Raw genomic sequence first — 18847 nt, 5'->3', positions numbered from 1 at the left:
TTCTCGTTCAGTTCAGTATGGATGCAAACTATATCGCGAGAAAATCATTAGCGGAAATTGATAATATTAATCAGCAATAAGCAATACTAATAGTGGACGATAAGAAAAAGGCCGGATGCCCAGCCTTTACGTCATTACTCAGCAATGTCCTTTTGCGGACGTTTGAAATTGACGTCCATTTGCGGATACGGGAAGCTGATGCCGTTGGCATCAAAGTCACGCTTGATGCGCTCCAGCACGTCCCAGTAAACCTCCTGTAGATCACTGCTCTTGCTCCAGGCGCGGATCACAAAATTCACCGACGACGCACCCAGCTCATTCAGACGCACCGTCATCTCACGATCTTTAAGAATACGATCGTCAGACTCGAGGATCTGCTTCACCAGTTGTTTCACCAGATCAATATCCGAGTCATACGCCACGCCAATGATAAATTCATTACGGCGCACCGGCTCGCGGGAGAAGTTGATAATGTTACCGGCGATGATTTTCCCGTTCGGGATCACCACGATTTTACCGTCAACGGTGCGCATGGTGGTGGAGAAAATCTGCACGTTCAGCACTGTGCCCGCAACGCCACCGAGATCAACATACTCACCCGCGCGGAACGGACGGAACATCACCAGCAGTACGCCAGCGGCGAGGTTAGACAACGAGCCCTGCAACGCGAGACCCACGGCCAGACCAGCGGCACCGAGCACCGCGATCACCGACGCGGTTTGTACCCCGACGCGGCCCAGCGCGGCAATCAACGTGAAGGCGATAATCGCGTAGCGCGCCAGCGCAGAGAGAAAGTCTGCGACTGTGGCATCAATTTTACGCGACACCATCAGGCGGTTAACGGTGTTGGAGATAATCCGCGCCGCAATCATCCCGACAATAATAATCGCCAGCGCGGCGACGATGTTGACGGCATAACTCAGCAGCAGCGCCTGGTTGCGCACCAGCCAGGAGCCCGCATTGTTGATACTGTCGACAACATTTAAATCTTCCATTTATTCTTCCTTTAAAATAACCATGTAAACGTCAATGAGATCGAGATCACGAAACGTTATTTTTAAAGGTAAACAAAAACGACGGAATATGCCATTTTTCAGAATAAACGCACGCGGCGGCCAGGTGTAAAATAAGACGATTCCCGCCCGCGTGGTTATTAAATGAACGGTCTGTCTATCATACGCAGAAAACCGTTTATCAGCACATTTTTAGTCTCAAACAGCGCCGCAATGTCGCTAACGACTTTCCCGCTTTCAGCCACTTTCCAGGCGACAGATAACGGCGATGGCCGTCGCGGGTTGACCACATCCCGCGCCACCAGCGCACCAGATTCCACGTACGGTCGACACATCCGCTCCGGCAGAAAACCCACACCCAGTCCGCTTAAGTGGCAGGCCAGCTTGGTACTGAGATCCGGTACTTTGATCTCTTTTTGTCCGCTGAGTAGCCAGGCAACACGCCGCGTTAAGGTCCGCGAGGTATCTTCGATATTAATTGCCGGATAGCGCCGCAAAATATCGTCGGACAATACCGGCGCCGGGTGTTGCGCCAGTGGATGCGACGCAGCAATGACAAATTGCCAACCAATTTCCCCCAGCGGTAATAATGAAATATTGTTGGAAAGGGATTCAGACCCCGTCACGCCAATCGCCAGGTGGAAATCGTCATACAGAAGAGAGTCCCACACCCCCATATATACCTGGCGAGAGATCTGAAAGCGGGTAAAGGGATATTGTTGATGCAGCCAGGTGAGTAAATCTGCCGCAGCCTGTGGCTGATACAACAGGTTATTAATCACAATATTGACCTGCCGTTCCACGCCTTCATTAATTTGCTGCAGTTCATCTGGCATGGCGTCCAGCCAGTTCAGCCACTGGCGGCAATGCTCCAGTAAATGCTGGCCGGCCAGAGTCAGGCTGACGGATCGCGTAGTACGGAGAAACAACTGCGTACCTACCTGCTCTTCCAGCGTTTTGATCCGGTAGCTAATCGCGGCGGGCGTTTTGTGTAGTGAACTGGCGGCGCGGGAAAAGCTCTCCGTCTCCGCTACCCGGATAAATGTACGAATCGTTTCCTGATCGAGCATGCTTACTCCTGCGCGGACTCACCTGTAACCATTTCAGCGCAACCACCATTCCCGCCAGCATATCCGCCCCCGAAGTATGCCCGACGGTCAGCAAACGCCGGATAGCCGATCGCGGGTCGCGCCCGTGTTGTAAATGGCGCACAACGCGTAACACTGGCGAGGAAAACGCCCCAACGCGTGCACTGTTAAGATAGCTACAGCTTACCGACGTTGTTAATAATGCGAGTTGATCGGCAGAGGGTAAAAAGGGATGTTGCTGAATGTGTGATGAAAATTGTGAAGCAAACAGCACGGCCATCGCCCCCACTAACATGTCATCGCCACTGGGCGTTAAGCCAGGCCCTAATCCTGTCAACGATAGCCAGTCAGGTTTTTCTCCACAAGACCAGCGCTGCAACCCCCGCAGAAGAGACTGACATGGCGGTGCGTCGAGAGATAGCTGATGCAACGGGCCACATAAGCCGCTGACCGCGTGAAACGAAGAGAGATCCGCAAGCGCGAGTCGGGTGGGCGTGATGGTCAGCGTCAGCTTGCGTCGGGCACTGAGCGGTATGCCGTTGATGAACAATGTCTGCCCCTGTTTTTCAAACGCCATCACCGTGGCAAGCCGGGCGAAATCGCGCGTGGAAAGCAATATGCCCGCCGGTCCCATGCCTTTTCCGTAGCGGTAAAAAGTCAGCAATTCTCCGCTGGCGTGACTGAAATTGACCGCCTGGGTGAAACGACTGTGCAGTGTCCATCGCCCCTCAGCAAGGCGATCCAACCCTGCCGACGCCATTGCCATTCTCATCATGATCACTCCGGGGCGGCAATGCCGCCCTCTTCTTACTTTCAGGCACTGATGTGATGCAGCTCCGCCAGCGCTTCTAAGGCTTTTTCGAAGCACAACAGCGGCGCACGCACAGTACCGGCACCTACCTGACCAATCCCTGCCTCGCGGTGGGCAATCCCGGTATTAATGAGCGGTGTGATACCCGTTTCCACGACCCGGCGTATATCCAGCCCCAGACACGCGCCTTTGAAATCCCAGGACGGGATCTGGAACAGCGGGTTGTGGTCGAGGTAAATTTCCGCCATCTCTTCGGAAGTTTCCAGCGCCGCGCCCATGCCGCCTGCTCCCACGAAGCGCGTAACGCCAGGTGCCGCGATCATTGCCGCGCCGCCAATACCGAGCGTTTCGGTAATGGCACTGTCGCCGATATCCGGGTTGGCGTCGTCCTGGCTGTAGCCTGTGAAGAACAGCCCCTGCGGAGTGTTAACCGGTGCGGTAAACCAGCGATCACCGGTACCACTGACGCGGATCCCGAACTCACGGCCGTTACGCGTCATCGCGGTCACCACCGAACCGGCTTTGATTTCCGCCGCAGCATCCATCACCGCTTTGCTGTAGGCCATCGCCAGGTTGAGGAAGAACTGATCGGTCACGCTCAGAAACTGCAGTACGTCGGCGATTTCGTTTTTATCGCGGTTCAGTCGGGCGATAACCGGCGACAGCTCGCGCAGCAACAGTGAAGAGGCGGCGATGTTACGCTGGTGGAATTCATCCCCCATGGTGATGGCCTGCGCCATCATGGCGGTCAGATCGACACCATTTTCCATCTGGCTTAACGCATCCTGAAGTACCGGCGCCAGCGTATCGCGCATCCAGCGCAGACGCTGCTGTACGTCTTCACCGTAGGCGCCAAAACGCATGACTTTGCCAATCCCTTCATTCAGGTTGCAGCAGGACTGATTGCCGTGAACGACATCGCGCACGACCAGCACCGGCATGGTCGCTGAAGTGATCCCCCCCATCGGGCCGACTGCCCCCACGTGGTGACACGGAATGAATTCGACTTCCCCCTGTTCCAGTAGGGTTACCGCATCTTCTTCACGCATTGCCCACCCTTCAAACATCGCCGCGCCAATGCAGGCGCCGCGCATCGGTCCGGTCATCTCTTTCCACGTAATCGGCGGACCGGCGTGCAGTAACTTACGCCCCTGAGCCAGCACAGGCACTGCCTCTTTTGCCGGACGTACCGCTATCCAGTGTGGACGCGCCGCTTTGATTCTCTCAATGATGGCTTCATTAGCCTGTGCAATAGATGAATACATATCCGTACCTCTGAACTTAACGTAACTGTTTGAGTAAACTGGCGAGACGTGCGTTGCCCCCGGCAACAGGCGCCCATTGATAGTGCACCACCGGGGTGCCGCTGCTTTGCAGATCCAGCGCGAAACTGCGCAGACCAGCGTTGATGACCTGAACGCCATCAAGCAGTGCAAAATGTGTGTTGTCGTGCGGGTTTTGCGATGGCTGGATAAGGCTCACAGCCAGCAGCACGGCCTCTTCCAGCGTTTCTACGACGGCAATCCCGGCGGCGCGCAGTTTTTCGGCCTGACCGTTGCGGCCTTGCGGATCCTGTTCGGTCCCGGTAAGCGTGGCAATCGTCACCAGCGGTGCCGATGCGCCGCGCTGCGCATTCACCTTCTCAATGGCTTCCACCACTGCACCGGCAGGGTCGTCACAAGCGCCATAGCCGAGCACCACGTCGAGCAGCAGCACGCTGGTCTGCGGCGTAGCCGCCAGTTTTTCTATTTCGATACTGCGGGTGGTGGGATCGATCATCGGATGCGGACGACCAAGGGTGTAGCTGTCATCCCCAAGATCAACAATGCGATGCCCCCCGTTTTCCAGCATCACGCCGTTCGGGTGATCGGCGCTTAGCGGAATATTCAGGCTGGCAGAGAGCAGCATCGCCGCTTCGGCGGCCAGCGTACCGCCCGCATAAAGTCCACAAATGGCTTTTCCGGCAACGGCAGGTTGCGCCTGCCGCTGTTGCGCCACACGGGACAACAGCACGGCCAGGTGAGCCGCATCGGACAGCGAGTTCGCCAGCCAGACGTTGCCTTCGCGACGGTGTTCCGGCCTGGTGCCGAGGAACAGCGCCACCACTGGCTTTTTCAGTTGCTGCATGGCGGTGAGAATACGTTCGCGCACGGCGGGCGCCGGGGGTTTGGAGACGAAAGCGATCACCTGTGTGGCGTCATCGCCCGCCAGCATATCCAGCGCCGTCAGGGCGCTGATACCGCCAACGTCAGCGCTGAGATCACGTCCGCCGAGACCGATGGCATGGGTGATCCCCTGCTGATGCAACGCAATCTGTGAGGTAATTTCCTGAATCCCTGTCCCGGAGGCGCCAATGACGCCTATATCTCCGCGGGGCAACACGTTGGCAAACGCCAGAGGACTGCCGGCGATCATCGCCGTGCCACAATCCGGTCCCATAACGATAAGCCCGCGCGACTGCGCCAGTTTTTTGAGTTCCACTTCCTGTGCCAGCGGCACGTTGTCAGAGAACATCATGACGTTTTTACCCGCCTGTAATCCTTCCCGCGCCACGTCGGCGGCGTATTCACCGGCAACGGACACCAGCAGCAAATTGGCCTGCGGCAGTTTCTGACAGGCACTTTCCCAGCGCCGGGCTTTGATAAGCTGGCGGGAATTGCCGGACGCGCTGGCAATGTCGCTCAGCTCTTTTTCGAGTTGCTCACGAATCAGCTCAAGGATCCCGGGTTGTTCTTGTTCGGTCCGCACAGCGACGCAGATGTCATTCGGGGTCGCCCCGGTAAAATCGTCATGCCAGAAACCGGTAGAATCGAGCATCGATTTATTTGCCGGTGTTCCCATCATGACCGAAACCTGATCAACTTCCGGGCGTTCACTGAGTTTGCGGGAAATAATCATCAGACTCACCGAGTCCTGAAAACTTCCCTTCTTAATAAAGGCGTAAATCATTACCGCTACCTCTTTATGAGCGTTTTTCTTTTAAAAACAGCATTCCGATAAGACCAACAACCAGCAGCGCCGCAGAGACATAAAAACTGGAAGCCAGACTTCCTGTAATATCTCTGGCCGCGCCGGCAATAATGGGAGCCAGAATGGAAGAACTCATGCCGATGAAATTAAACAGACCAAACGCGGTGCTGTAATTATTTTCATCCACGCTGTCTGCCACCAGTGCAACCAGTACCGGGTCGAGGGCCAGTTTTCCGACCAGACCATAGACACAAAGGGCGACAATGACGCCAGTCATACCCGGCATCCAGACGATCGACAACATACTGATAATGGCGACCGGCACGAGGAACATAATCAGCGGTTTACGTTTGCCTAATTTGTCGGAAAGGCTGGAGAACAGCAGTGCGCCGGGAATAGAAATCCATGCCACCAGCGACGAGATAAACCCTGTTTCGCTACCGGCAATTCCGCGTTCGCTTTGTAAATAATAAGGAAGCCAGGTCAGAATAACGAAGAACCCGAACAGACTGCAGAACACCATAATATAGGTGATGATCAGGTTGCGGTTTTTCAGCAGGTCGCTGAATTTACCTTTTTTCACCGCCTGACCGGTGTCATCCGTGGTGCGCTTTTTCTCTTTAACAAATAACCAGATAGCCACACCGACAAGGATGGAAGGCACCGCCATGGCATAGAACGGCATCCGCCAGGAATGGCCTTGATCGTAGACCAGCCAGCTCGACGTCATCAGGCCGAGCGCAATACCAAATGCCATCCCGCTATTGATAATAGCACTGCCCAGCGAACGGTATTTTTTGGGGATCTGTTCAGACGACAGGCCATATTGCGGACCATAGTAAGTGCCTTCACCGGCCCCGGTCACCACGCGGGCAAACAGCAGCGTATACCAGCTTTTCGCCCAGCCTGTTACAGCCGTAAAAACGCCAAACAGAATAAACCCCGGCACCAGCACTTTCTTTTTACCGATTTTATCGCCAAGAATTCCGGCGGGTACCTGAAGTAAAGCGTAGGAAAAATAAAACACGGAATTTAATATTCCTAACTGCGTCCCGGTTAAACCAAACTCTTTTTCCAGTTCCCCCATCACAGGGTTAAGTACGGTGCGATCGGCATACATAAAGATCCACCCCAGCCAGAACAGAAAAACGGTCACCCACCAGGCTGGGATCCCTTTTCGTTGTGTGACCTCGGTCACCTCGGATGATTGAGACATAAGCACTCCCCCGGTAATTGCTACCGTATTAACGCCCCTGTTTACAGGGATTGATGTTTAAACTGTCTTTAACTTATCGGCCATGAACTTCAATTCATTTGAGCAAAGTCACACTAAATTCATTGTTATAAATTTCTGCGGATACAGGGCGTCATTATTAAAAAATATCTAACAATCATATTTAAATAATTTTAAATAAACCGCCATCCAATCCGAATAATTACTGAGTTATTTTTGATGGTATTTAAGTTGCCGCATAAATCACAAATAAAAACACTGCGAATATTATTTTATCAGCGAAATACTTTTGATATTTTTGAGGCGACGATGAAAAAGAAACTGGTTATTGCCCTCGGCGGCAACGCATTACTTCAGCGTGGAGAAACGTTAAGCGCAGAAAACCAACAGCGCAGCATTGAGCTCTTTGCCAGCATGGTCTCCGGGCTGGCGCGGGATTATCAACTGGTTATCGTGCACGGTAACGGACCGCAGGTGGGATTACTGGCATTACAGAACGCGGCATATAAAGGATCACCGGCCTGGCCGCTGGATGTGTTGGTCGCCGAAAGTCAGGGCATGATTGGCTTTGCCATCTCCGAAGGGTTATCGCAGTACGCGGATGTACCGCCAGTCACCACGTTGCTCACCCGAGTGGAAGTGGATCCGCAGGATATTGCTTTTTCTGCGCCAGGGAAATATATCGGCCCGGTGTATCCTGCTGATCAGAAAGCCGCGCTGGAGCGGCAACACGGCTGGCAGATGAAAGCCGATGGCGAGTATGTTCGCCGCGTAGTTCCCTCTCCGACGCCGCTTAAAATTCTCGATTCTGATGCTATCAAGACTCTGATGGAAGCCGGGCATCTGGTGATTTGCTGCGGTGGCGGTGGTATTCCGGTGGTGGCGCAACAGAGCGGTTTTAAAGGAATTGAAGCGGTGATTGATAAAGATTTAACCGCAGCAGTGCTGGCGCAATCTATTGATGCGGATTATTTGCTGATTCTGACCGACGCCGACGCCGTTTATCAGGACTGGGGTACGCCGCAGGCGCGGGCGATTCGTCATGCCACCGTTGAAGAGCTGGCGCCATTCGCCGCCCCGGACGGCGCAATGGGGCCAAAAGCGGCGGCAGTGATCGAGTTTGTGAAACAGACAGGAAAACCAGCATTTATCGGCGCGCTAAAAGATGCACCTTACGTGCTGACCGGCGAAAAAGGCACCTGCATTCGCTAAAAAAATGGCTTCCCTCGGGAAGCCATTCCATTACCATCAGGCATAAATTACAGAACGTTGATCGCGTTCAGTTCTTTGAATGCCTGCTCCAGACGCGTAATCATGCTGGTCTGTGCAGCACGCAGCCATACGCGCGGATCGTAGTATTTCTTGTTCGGCTGGTCTTCGCCTTTCGGGTTACCCAGTTGGCCCTGCAGATATGCTTCGTTGGTTTTGTAATAGTTCAGAATACCTTCCCAGGTCGCCCATTGGGTATCGGTATCGATGTTCATTTTTACTACACCGTAGCTTACAGAGTCTTTGATTTCCTGAGCAGAAGAACCGGAACCGCCGTGGAAGACGAAGTTCAGGCTGTTGTGCGGCAGGTTGTGTTTCTTAGAAACGTATTCCTGAGAATCACGCAGAATAGTCGGGGTCAGTACCACGTTACCCGGCTTGTACACGCCGTGTACGTTACCGAAGGATGCTGCGATAGTGAAACGCGGGCTGATTTTGCTGAGCTCAGTGTAAGCATAATCAACGTCTTCCGGCTGAGTGTACAGCGCAGAAGCGTCCATGTGGCTGTTGTCCACGCCGTCTTCTTCACCACCGGTGCAACCCAGTTCGATTTCCAGGGTCATACCGATTTTGGACATGCGAGTCAGGTATTTAGAGCAGATCTCGATGTTTTCGTGCAGAGACTCTTCGGACAGGTCGATCATGTGGGAAGAGAACAGCGGCTTACCGGTTGCCGCGAAGTGTTTTTCACCGGCGTCCAGCAGACCGTCGATCCACGGCAGCAGTTTCTTCGCGCAGTGGTCAGTATGCAGGATAACCGGAACACCGTAGTGCTCAGCCATCTGGTGAACGTGATGCGCACCAGAGATAGCACCCAGAATGGCAGCGCCCTGAGGAACGTCAGTTTTCACGCCTTTACCGGCGATGAATGCCGCGCCGCCGTTAGAGAACTGAACGATAACCGGTGCTTTAACTTTTGCTGCAGTTTCCAGAACGGCGTTAATGGAGTCAGTACCCACGCAGTTAACAGCGGGCAGCGCAAAGTTGTTTTCTTTAGCTACCTGGAACACTTTCTGGACGTCATCACCAGTGATCACGCCAGGTTTTACGAAATCAAAAATTTTAGACATGTTACGTAGTCCTGTATCTTCGGCCTGTGAAAAGGGTGCGTGCTGTAAAGCGCGCTAATAAACGGGCAGGTTTCCCTGCCCTTGAATGTCTTACTTCTTCGCGCGCTCTTCGAGCATCGCAACTGCCGGCAGTACTTTGCCTTCGACGAATTCAAGGAATGCGCCGCCGCCAGTAGAGATGTAGGAGATCTTGTCGGAAATACCGAACAGGTCGATAGCCGCCAGGGTGTCGCCGCCGCCTGCGATAGAGAAGCCTTCGCTGTCGGCAATCGCGTTAGCCACGATTTCGGTGCCTTTACGGAAGTTCGGGAATTCAAACACCCCAACCGGGCCATTCCACAGAATGGTTTTGGCATTTTTCAGAATGTCAGCCAGTTTCTGTGCAGAAACGTCGCCCAGGTCCAGAATCTGCTCGTCATCTTTAATGTCGTTAACCGATTTCAGCGTTGCGCTCGCGGTTTCGGAGAATTCGGTCGCTACACGAACGTCAGTCGGAACCGGGATATCACAGGTAGACAGCAGGCGTTTAGCTTCGTCAACCAGATCCGCTTCGTACAGGGATTTGCCCACGTTGTGGCCCTGTGCCGCGACGAAGGTGTTGGCGATACCGCCGCCGACGATCAGTTGGTCAGCGATTTTTGACAGAGAATCCAGTACGGTCAGTTTGGTAGAAACTTTAGAACCACCAACGATAGCAACCATCGGGCGAGCTGGTTCTTTCAGCGCTTTACCCAGCGCATCCAGTTCAGCGGCCAGCAGCGGACCCGCACACGCGACGTCAGCGAATTTGCCGATACCGTGAGTGGATGCCTGCGCACGGTGTGCTGTACCGAACGCGTCCATCACGAACACGTCGCACAGCGCAGCGTATTTCTTAGACAGCGCTTCGTCGTCTTTCTTCTCGCCTTTGTTAAAGCGAACGTTTTCCAGAACAACCAGCTCACCTGCCGCCACTTCAACGCCGTCCAGGTAGTCTTTCACCAGACGTACCGGGCTGGACAGTTTGTCTTTCAGGTAATTAACAACCGGCAGCAGAGAGAATTCTTCGTTGTACTCGCCTTCGGTCGGACGACCCAGGTGGGAGGTTACCATCACTTTTGCACCCTGTTTCAGTGCCAGTTCGATGGTCGGCAGAGAAGCACGAATACGCGCGTCACTGGTCACTTTCCCATCTTTAACCGGTACGTTCAGATCCGCACGGATAAAAACGCGTTTACCTGCCAGATCCAGATCGGTCATCTTAATTACAGACATGGTGAGTCCTCTCGTTGATTCTTAAAGTTTTGCAAGCGCACACGCGCTTTACCTGAAACCTTTCGCGGCCATTGCTAACGTGGTGTCGAGCATCCGGTTAGCAAAGCCCCATTCGTTATCACACCAGACCAGCGTTTTGATCAGATGCGCGCCACTGACTCGCGTTTGAGTGCCATCAACAATGGCGCTGTGCGGATCGTGGTTAAAATCGGTGGAGACCAACGGCAATTCCGTATAGTCAACTATACCATGAAATGCATCCTGTGCTGCTTTTTGCAGCAACCTGTTGACTTCACAAGCTTTTACCGGTTTCTTCACCGTGACGCTAAGATCGATCGCCGTCACATTTATCGTCGGGACGCGCACCGCAATCGCCTCGAAGCGATCGTTGAATTGCGGGAAAATACGCGTGATCCCCGCTGCCAGTTTCGTATCCACTGGAATAATCGACTGGCTCGCGGCACGGGTACGGCGTAAGTCCGGATGATAAGCGTCGATCACCTGCTGATCATGCATCGCAGAATGGATCGTCGTTACCGTGCCCGACTCTATTCCGTACGCATCATCTAACAGTTTAATGACGGGGATGATGCAGTTCGTGGTACAGGATGCGTTGGAGACAATGCGGTGCTCGGCGAGGAGTTCGTGCTGGTTAACGCCATAGACGATGGTCGCGTCCAGATCATTACTGCCAGGGTGTGAAAAAAGCACTTTCTTCGCGCCTGCGGCGAGATGCGCTTCGCCATGTTCACGATTGCCGTACACACCGGTGCAGTCAAGCACCACATCAACGCCCAGTTCCCGCCAGGGGAGCGCGTCAATGCTGCGCTCATGGAGGAGACGGATCACATCTTCACCGACATACAGCTGTTCCCGCTCCTGGCGAACATCCCAGGCAAAACGGCCATGGCTGGTGTCATATTTCAATAAATGCGCGATGCCCGTAGCATCTGCCAGTTCATTGATTGCCACCACGGTGATTTCCGCACGACGCCCGGATTCATATAAAGCGCGAACCACGTTGCGTCCGATGCGACCGAAGCCATTAATCGCTACGCGTACGGTCATAGATCTCCTGCGAGACTTTCCCTGATTTGAGGTGGCTGACAGAGTAATGCAGCAACGCGCTAAGGGGAACCTCGCCTGTCACAAACTGCGACTGATTGATTATTTGTCGAACATTTAATCGACTGAAGCGTTTCAGCTAGAATAAGCGAAACGGGGAATAAAAGGAATGATTGTCCAGAGAGAGAAACCAGTTATCTGACCTGCGTCACATTTTAAAGCGGTTTACGTGGTTTAGTTATTCCACTACCAGGAATTATCCGTTTTGTTTCCCGGCGGTAAAAAAACGGGCCGCCTGAGCGACCCGTTTTCAGCTTTTACGTGATTACAGCAACGCTTTTGCTTTAGCAACGACGTTGTCGACGGTAAAGCCGAACTCTTCGAACAGTTTCTCAGCCGGAGCCGACTCACCGAAGGTGGTCATCCCGACGATAGCACCGTTCAGCCCGGTGTACTTGTACCAGTAATCCGCGATACCCGCTTCCACCGCCACGCGGGCGCTGACCGCTTTCGGCAGCACGGATTCACGGTAGGCCGCATCCTGTTTGTCGAACGCGTCGGTGGACGGCATGGAAACCACGCGCGCCTTCACCCCTTCCGCAGCCAGTTTTTCCCACGCGGCAACCGCCAGCTCCACTTCTGAGCCGGTGGCAATGAAGATAAGTTCCGGCTGACCGGCGCAGTCTTTCAGCACATAACCGCCACGGGCGATATCCGCCAGTTGTTTCGCGGTACGCGCCTGCTGCGCCAGGTTCTGGCGGGACAGAATCAGCGCAGTCGGGCCGTCATGACGCTCCACGCCGTATTTCCACGCCACCGCCGATTCCACCTGGTCGCACGGACGCCACAGGCTCATGTTCGGCGTCACGCGCAGGGATGCCATCTGCTCAACCGGCTGGTGGGTCGGGCCGTCTTCGCCCAGACCGATGGAGTCGTGGGTGTAGACCATCACCTGACGCTGTTTCATCAGCGCCGCCATGCGCACCGCGTTACGTGCGTATTCCACAAACATCAGGAAGGTGGAGGTGTACGGCAGGAAACCGCCGTGCAGCGCAATGCCGTTGGCAATGGCGGTCATACCGAATTCGCGCACGCCGTAGTGAATGTAGTTGCCTGCCGCGTCTTCATTGATGGCTTTCGAACCGGACCACAGGGTCAGGTTGGATGGCGCCAGGTCCGCGGAGCCGCCGAGGAACTCCGGCAGCCACGGTCCGAAGGCTTCAATCGCGTTCTGCGACGCCTTACGGCTGGCGATTTTCGCCGGATTCGCCTGCAGGCTTTCAATCCACGCCTGCGCTTTCGCCGCGAAGTCTGCCGGCATATCACCCTTCATACGGCGGGTGAACTCAGCGGCTTCCTGCGGGAAGGCTTTCGCATAAGCAGCAAATTTGTCGTTCCAGGCCGACTCTTTCGCCTGTCCGGCTTCTTTTGCATCCCACTGTGCATAGATTTCAGACGGGATTTCAAACGGCGCGTATTTCCAGCCCAGCTGTTCGCGGGTGGCGGCCACTTCCGCATCACCCAGCGGCGCACCGTGAGAATCGTGCGTACCGGCCTTGTTCGGAGAACCGAAACCGATGATGGTTTTGCACATCAGCAGCGACGGTTTGTCCGTCACCGCACGGGCTTCTTCCACTGCACGTTTAATGGCGGCGGCATCGTGACCGTCCACGCCGCGCACCACATGCCAGCCATAGGCTTCAAAGCGTTTCGCGGTGTCGTCGGTGAACCAGCCTTCCACGTGACCGTCAATGGAGATGCCGTTATCGTCATAGAACGCCACCAGTTTGCCCAGTTTCAGGGTGCCCGCCAGGGAGCACACTTCGTGGGAGATACCTTCCATCATGCAGCCGTCGCCCATAAAGGCATAGGTGAAGTGGTCAACGATGTCATGACCCGGACGGTTGAACTGTGCTGCCAGAGTTTTCTCGGCAATCGCCATACCCACCGCATTCGCAATGCCCTGACCCAGCGGGCCGGTGGTGGTTTCGACCCCGGCGGTGTAACCCACTTCCGGGTGGCCCGGGGTTTTTGAATGCAGCTGACGGAAGTTTTTCAGCTCTTCCATCGGCAGGTCGTAGCCGGTGAGGTGCAGCAGGCTGTAAATCAGCATGGAGCCGTGGCCGTTAGACAGCACGAAACGGTCACGGTCTGCCCAGGACGGATTCTGCGGGTTATGGTTCAGGAAATCACGCCACAGGACTTCGGCAATGTCAGCCATACCCATCGGGGCACCGGGGTGACCGGATTTCGCTTTCTGTACTGCGTCCATGCTTAGCGCACGAATAGCATTGGCAAGCTCTTTACGTGAGGACATTTTGACTCCAGATCGGACTGTTGAAGGCCATGCCCGAAACGACTTGACGACAGCGCGTTTTGGGCTACGCCGGAAAAAAGTGTGAACAATGTAACCCAAGCGACAAAGCATGTATATGGAGCATCCTTTTGCCGCTTCAGAAATCTCTGGATCATGCTCGCATGTTGCGCAATCTGCTTACGCCATTGTCGTTATTTTCTTTATACTTCCAGCACGATCCGCATTGTCTGTCTGCGGACCAATTTTCAGATTGATATGACTACACCGTGCGGAAGATAAACCGATGAAAATACGCTCAGCATTACTCGCCTTAGGGATCGCAACCGCGCTAACCGGTTGCCAGAACATGGATTCAAACGGATTGTTAAGCTCCGGTGCGGAAGCTTTTCAGGCATATTCACTCACTGATGAACAGGTCAAAACCTTAAGTGACCAGTCCTGTAAAGAACTGGACAGCAAAGCCACCATCGCCCCTGCCAGCAGCGAATACACCAAACGCCTCAACAAGATTGCCGCGGCACTTGGCGACAACATTAATGGTCAGCCAGTAAACTACAAAGTTTATGTGACCAAAGACGTGAACGCCTTTGCGATGGCAAACGGCTGTATCCGCGTCTACAGCGGTCTGATGGACATGATGAACGATAACGAAGTCGAAGCGGTTATCGGCCATGAAATGGGACACGTTGCACTGGGTCACGTGAAAAAAGGTATGCAGGTTGCGCTGGGGACTAACGCCCTGCGTGTCGCGGCCGCCTCAACCGGTGGCGTCGTGGGGAGTTTGTCACAGTCGCAGTTGGGCGACCTTGGCGAGAAACTGGTGAACTCACAGTTCTCTCAGCGCCAGGAAGCCGAAGCGGATGACTACTCTTACGATCTGCTGCGTAAGCGCAATATCAACCCGACGGGTCTTGCCACCAGTTTCGAAAAACTGGCGAAACTGGATGCCGGTCGCCAGAGCTCAATGTTTGACGACCACCCGGCCTCTGCCGAGCGTGCACAACACGTGCGCGACCGTATGAAGGCGGACGGGATTAAATAATCACATATCTAATGGCATCGGACGTTATTGGCGAAGCCAGTTTGAGCCCGGACAGCGCACAGCCACCGGAGCGTACACGTAGTACGTGAGGATGGCGAGCACTGCCCGGGTTCAAAATGGCGAGTAAAATAGTCCGATTACTCGCCTTTTTTCGCTGCCTGGATATATAGCATTTCCAGCGCCAGCGTTGCTGCCGCCAGCGCAGTAATTTCAGACTGATCGTAGGCTGGCGCCACTTCTACAACGTCCATTCCCACAATGTTCAGATCTTTCAGGCCACGCACCAGTTTGATGGCGCGATCGGACGTCAGACCGCCGATCACCGGCGTCCCGGTACCCGGCGCAAACGCCGGATCCAGACAGTCGATGTCAAAGGTCAGGTACACCGGCATATCGCCGACGATCTGTTTCACCTGCGCGATGATGTCGTCCACAGTGCGGTCGTTAACCTGACCGGCATCAAGCACGGTGAAACCATTGTCTTTATCGAATTCGGTACGGATGCCGATCTGCACGGAATGATTCGGATCGATCAGCCCTTCGTTCGGCGCGGTGAAGAACATGGTGCCGTGGTCAAACTCGCAGCCATTGGCGTAGGTATCGGTATGCGCATCGAAATGCACCAGCGCCATTTTGCCGAAGTGTTTCGCATGAGCGCGCAGCAGCGGCAGAGTCACAAAGTGGTCGCCGCCGAAAGAAAGCATGCGCTTACCGGCCGCCAGCAGTTTTTCCGCGTGCGCCTGCAGTTTTTCACTCATTTCACGGGCATCACCAAAGGCGTAAACCAGATCACCGCAGTCCACGACGTTCAGGCGCTCACGCATATCGAAGTTCCACGGGAAGCGGTTGTGTTCCCAGGCCAGGTTGGTAGAAACCTGACGGATTGCCGCCGGACCGTGACGGCCACCCGCACGACCAGAGGTCGCCATATCAAACGGTACGCCGGTGATAACCCAGTCAGCGTCACTGTCATACGGCTGGAAATTCAGCGGAAGGCGTAAAAAACCAAACGCGTTAGATACCAGAGAGTTGTCGTACTGATTTCCTAAGGTACTCATGGCTATGACCTCTTCTAAAGTCGGTAAAAAAAATCCCCTCCGCGTCGTTAGGCCCGACGAGGAAGGGATTGATTTGGGTTACTGCTTATAGAGCGAATTATCGCCGTTATTTTGTACGGGTTCAAGTAAGATCCGCAGGCCCGGTAAGCGCAGCGCCACCGGGCATCAACCGTTACTCGTCTTCCAGATAAGTATAGCCGTACAGACCCGCTTCAAACTCTTCGAGGAATTGCTGCTGCAGCGCGGCATCGAGATCGGTGTTTTTTACCTGATCACGGAACTGCGTTAGCAAAGTGTTGGGATCAAGCTGCACGTACTGCAGCATATCCGCCACTGTATCCCCTTCGTCAGACAGCTCAACTTCCACGCTACCGTCCGGGAAAACAAACACGTCAACCGCTTCGGTATCACCGAACAGATTGTGCATGTTGCCGAGGATCTCCTGATAAGCGCCGACCATAAAGAAGCCCAGCATCGGCGGGTTTTCCGGATCGTACGGCGGCATCGGCATGGTGGTGGCGATCCCGTCGCCATCGACGTAATGATCGATAGCACCGTCAGAGTCACAGGTGATATCCAGTAGCACCGCACGGCGTTCCGGTGCGTGATGCAGCCCTTCCAGCGGCAGCACCGGGAACAGTTGATCGATACCCCAGGCATCCGGCATTGACTGGAACAGCGAGAAGTTGACGTAAATCTTATCCGCCATACGTTCCTGCAGTTCATCGATGATCGGGCGATGCGCGCGGTTGCTCGGGTCGAGCTGCTTCTGCACTTCGTGGCACATGTTCAGATACAGTTGCTCTGCCCAGGCGCGTTCCTGCAGACTGAAGGTGCCGGAAGAATAACCGACGTGGATATCGTGCAGGTCCATCTGGCTGTCGTGCAGCCATTCACGCAGCGAGCGACGGTTGCCCGGTTCGTGCATCTCCTGCCAGGTTTCCCACATACTTTGCAGCGCGCGGGCGGCATCCGCTTCCGGTGCGGCAGGCACGGTATATTCGTTGCGCTCAACGCCAATAATATTCGAAACCAGCACCGTGTGGTGCGCGGTCACCGCGCGACCGGATTCGGTGATCACCGTCGGGTGCGGCAGGCCATTCTCTTCACAAGCATCGCCAATCGCCCAGATGATGTTGTTGGCGTATTCATTCAGGCCGTAGTTCACCGAGCAGTCAGACTGCGAACGGGTCCCTTCGTAATCCACGCCCAGACCGCCGCCGACGTCAAAACACTGAATATTGACGCCCAGCTTATGCAGTTCCACGTAGAAACGTGCGGATTCACGTACGCCAGTCGCGATATCGCGAATGTTCGCCATCTGCGAGCCGAGGTGGAAATGCAGCAGCTGCAGACTTTCCAGATGCCCCGCGTCACGCAGGATCTCCACCAGTTGCAGCACCTGCGTCGCCGCCAGGCCGAATTTGGATTTTTCACCACCGGAAGACTGCCATTTACCGGAACCCTGCGAGGCCAGACGCGCACGCACGCCAAGGCGCGGCACCACGTTCAGACGCTCGGCTTCTTCCAGCACGATAGCAATTTCGGACATCTTTTCGATGACCAGATAGACCTTGTGCCCCATCTTTTCGCCAACCAGCGCGAGACGAATATATTCACGGTCTTTATAACCGTTACAGACGATCACGCTGCGGGTCATCCCGGCATGCGCCAGTACCGCCATCAGTTCCGCTTTTGAGCCCGCTTCCAGACCCAGCGGTTCACCGGAGTGGATCAGCGACTCAATAACGCGGCGATGCTGATTCACCTTGATCGGGTAAACCAGAAAGTAGTCGCCGTGGTAACCGTAGGATTCGCGCGCGCGTTTGAACGCGGCGTTAATCGAGCGCAGACGGTGTTGCAGGATCTGCGGGAAGCAGAACAGTGCAGGCAGACGTTGCCCTTGCGCTTCGCGGGCTTTCACCAGTTCGGCGAGATCAACGCGCGCCTGCGGCACATCAGGATCCGGGCAGACGGTGATGTGTCCCAGTTCGTTGACGTCGTAATAGTTATTGCCCCACCAGGCAATGTTGTAAGTACGTAGCATCTTGCTGGCTTCCTGGGAGCTCATCGCAACCTCCTGCATGGAACGTAGTACACCCTGTTCGCCTGCTGACGAAGGCGAAACCATAGAAATGTCGTCAGACATAGCGAACCTCAAATTGTCTTATTAAGTGTAAAACAGTTGACTACTATCGCAGCGTAATATTGCGATAACAACCCATAAACGGCGCGTTTACCCAGCACAGCGTGCTGAGTCTGCGGCCGTGCGACCGGTTTCATGTTCATATCATTGTAAAACACAGATCCGGACTAATTATGACTATCCGGAGAAACCACGAGAAAACTCTTGTCGGAACAAGAGCGCCCTTGTTCAGACTTCACAATGCCTTACCGGCCCTGGAATCCTGAGAAGCGCCGAGATGGGTAGAACATCGGCAGGTTTGCAAATTAGAGATGCAGGTTGCGGGAATTAAGCGCATGCCAGAACGGCATGACTGATTCAGCGGAAAACGACGGTTCATTCTTTTGTATCACCTCCACGCTAACCCTCTGAGGCCAGCGACAAGCCAAAGCTAATAGTTCACTGCTTAACCCGGCTGGAAGTGGCATCACGATGATTTTCACCGTGCGCTTTTTTGCATAAGCCGCGCGC

The 18847-nt window shown here is 54.6% G+C and carries 16 protein-coding genes; 2 read left to right on the top strand and 14 right to left on the bottom strand.

What is annotated here, in order from left to right; translation table 11 throughout:
- Positions 1-134: 134 nt before the first annotated feature.
- From QMG90_RS04595 to QMG90_RS04570, 6 genes are all read right to left on the bottom strand, one after another.
- A complete protein-coding gene (locus tag QMG90_RS04595; RefSeq protein WP_283282785.1) occupies positions 135-995 on the bottom strand; it encodes a small-conductance mechanosensitive channel MscS in 861 nt (286 codons plus the stop codon).
- A 158-nt stretch (positions 996-1153) separates the two neighbouring features.
- Positions 1154-2083, bottom strand: a complete 930-nt coding sequence (allS, locus tag QMG90_RS04590; protein WP_283282784.1) for an HTH-type transcriptional activator AllS — start codon at positions 2081-2083, stop codon at positions 1154-1156.
- Entirely contained in the window at positions 1983-2876 is an 894-nt protein-coding gene (locus QMG90_RS04585; protein WP_283282783.1) for an oxamate carbamoyltransferase subunit AllH family protein, read from the bottom strand. The genes allS and QMG90_RS04585 overlap by 101 nt, the downstream gene beginning before the upstream one ends.
- A gap of 38 nt (positions 2877-2914) precedes the next feature.
- A complete protein-coding gene (locus QMG90_RS04580) occupies positions 2915-4177 on the bottom strand; it encodes a YlbE family protein (protein WP_283282782.1) in 1263 nt (420 codons plus the stop codon).
- A gap of 16 nt (positions 4178-4193) precedes the next feature.
- Complete coding sequence (locus QMG90_RS04575; protein WP_283282781.1) at positions 4194-5861, bottom strand: acyl-CoA synthetase FdrA; 1668 nt, start codon at positions 5859-5861, stop codon at positions 4194-4196.
- 13 nt (positions 5862-5874) lie between these two features.
- Positions 5875-7098 (bottom strand): MFS transporter, encoded by a 1224-nt coding sequence (locus QMG90_RS04570; RefSeq protein WP_283282780.1) that lies wholly within the window; start codon positions 7096-7098, stop codon positions 5875-5877.
- A 327-nt stretch (positions 7099-7425) separates the two neighbouring features.
- Here QMG90_RS04570 and QMG90_RS04565 point away from each other — a divergent pair, with 327 nt between their 5' ends.
- The gene (locus QMG90_RS04565; RefSeq protein WP_283282779.1) at positions 7426-8328 is read left to right on the top strand and encodes a carbamate kinase; all 903 of its coding nucleotides are present in this window, start codon (positions 7426-7428) and stop codon (positions 8326-8328) included.
- 47 nt (positions 8329-8375) lie between these two features.
- Here the strand turns inward: QMG90_RS04565 and fbaA are convergent, their stop codons facing one another.
- The 4 genes from fbaA to tkt all read right to left on the bottom strand — a co-directional run bounded on the left by fbaA (position 8376) and on the right by tkt (position 14091).
- A complete protein-coding gene (gene fbaA, locus QMG90_RS04560) occupies positions 8376-9455 on the bottom strand; it encodes a class II fructose-bisphosphate aldolase (RefSeq protein WP_283282778.1) in 1080 nt (359 codons plus the stop codon).
- A gap of 90 nt (positions 9456-9545) precedes the next feature.
- On the bottom strand, positions 9546-10709 hold the full coding sequence (gene pgk, locus QMG90_RS04555) for a phosphoglycerate kinase (protein WP_283282777.1): 1164 nt from the start codon (positions 10707-10709) through the stop codon (positions 9546-9548).
- Positions 10710-10757: 48 nt separating this feature from the next.
- Positions 10758-11777, bottom strand: a complete 1020-nt coding sequence (epd, locus tag QMG90_RS04550) for an erythrose-4-phosphate dehydrogenase (protein WP_283282776.1) — start codon at positions 11775-11777, stop codon at positions 10758-10760.
- Between the two features lie 322 nt (positions 11778-12099).
- Complete coding sequence (tkt, locus tag QMG90_RS04545) at positions 12100-14091, bottom strand: transketolase (protein ID WP_283282775.1); 1992 nt, start codon at positions 14089-14091, stop codon at positions 12100-12102.
- A 283-nt stretch (positions 14092-14374) separates the two neighbouring features.
- On the opposite strand from tkt, the gene loiP reads away from it, so the two are divergent.
- Entirely contained in the window at positions 14375-15133 is a 759-nt protein-coding gene (loiP, locus tag QMG90_RS04540; protein ID WP_038158157.1) for a metalloprotease LoiP, read from the top strand.
- A gap of 137 nt (positions 15134-15270) precedes the next feature.
- On the opposite strand, the gene speB is transcribed toward loiP, so the two are convergent.
- The 4 genes from speB to QMG90_RS22520 all read right to left on the bottom strand — a co-directional run bounded on the left by speB (position 15271) and on the right by QMG90_RS22520 (position 18674).
- On the bottom strand, positions 15271-16191 hold the full coding sequence (gene speB / locus QMG90_RS04535) for an agmatinase (RefSeq protein ID WP_038158159.1): 921 nt from the start codon (positions 16189-16191) through the stop codon (positions 15271-15273).
- A 172-nt stretch (positions 16192-16363) separates the two neighbouring features.
- Positions 16364-18340, bottom strand: a complete 1977-nt coding sequence (gene speA, locus QMG90_RS04530) for a biosynthetic arginine decarboxylase (protein ID WP_283282774.1) — start codon at positions 18338-18340, stop codon at positions 16364-16366.
- Between the two features lie 8 nt (positions 18341-18348).
- A complete protein-coding gene (yqgB, locus tag QMG90_RS04525) occupies positions 18349-18474 on the bottom strand; it encodes an acid stress response protein YqgB (RefSeq protein WP_283282773.1) in 126 nt (41 codons plus the stop codon).
- A gap of 98 nt (positions 18475-18572) precedes the next feature.
- Positions 18573-18674 (bottom strand): hypothetical protein, encoded by a 102-nt coding sequence (locus QMG90_RS22520; RefSeq protein ID WP_425427456.1) that lies wholly within the window; start codon positions 18672-18674, stop codon positions 18573-18575.
- Positions 18675-18847: the final 173 nt, after the last annotated feature.

This window comes from Trabulsiella odontotermitis (assembly GCF_030053895.1).
Classification (GTDB): Bacteria; Pseudomonadota; Gammaproteobacteria; order Enterobacterales; family Enterobacteriaceae; genus Trabulsiella; species Trabulsiella odontotermitis_C.
Note: the sequence above shows the minus strand (reverse complement) of the source record. Positions and strands in the feature narration are given on the sequence as shown.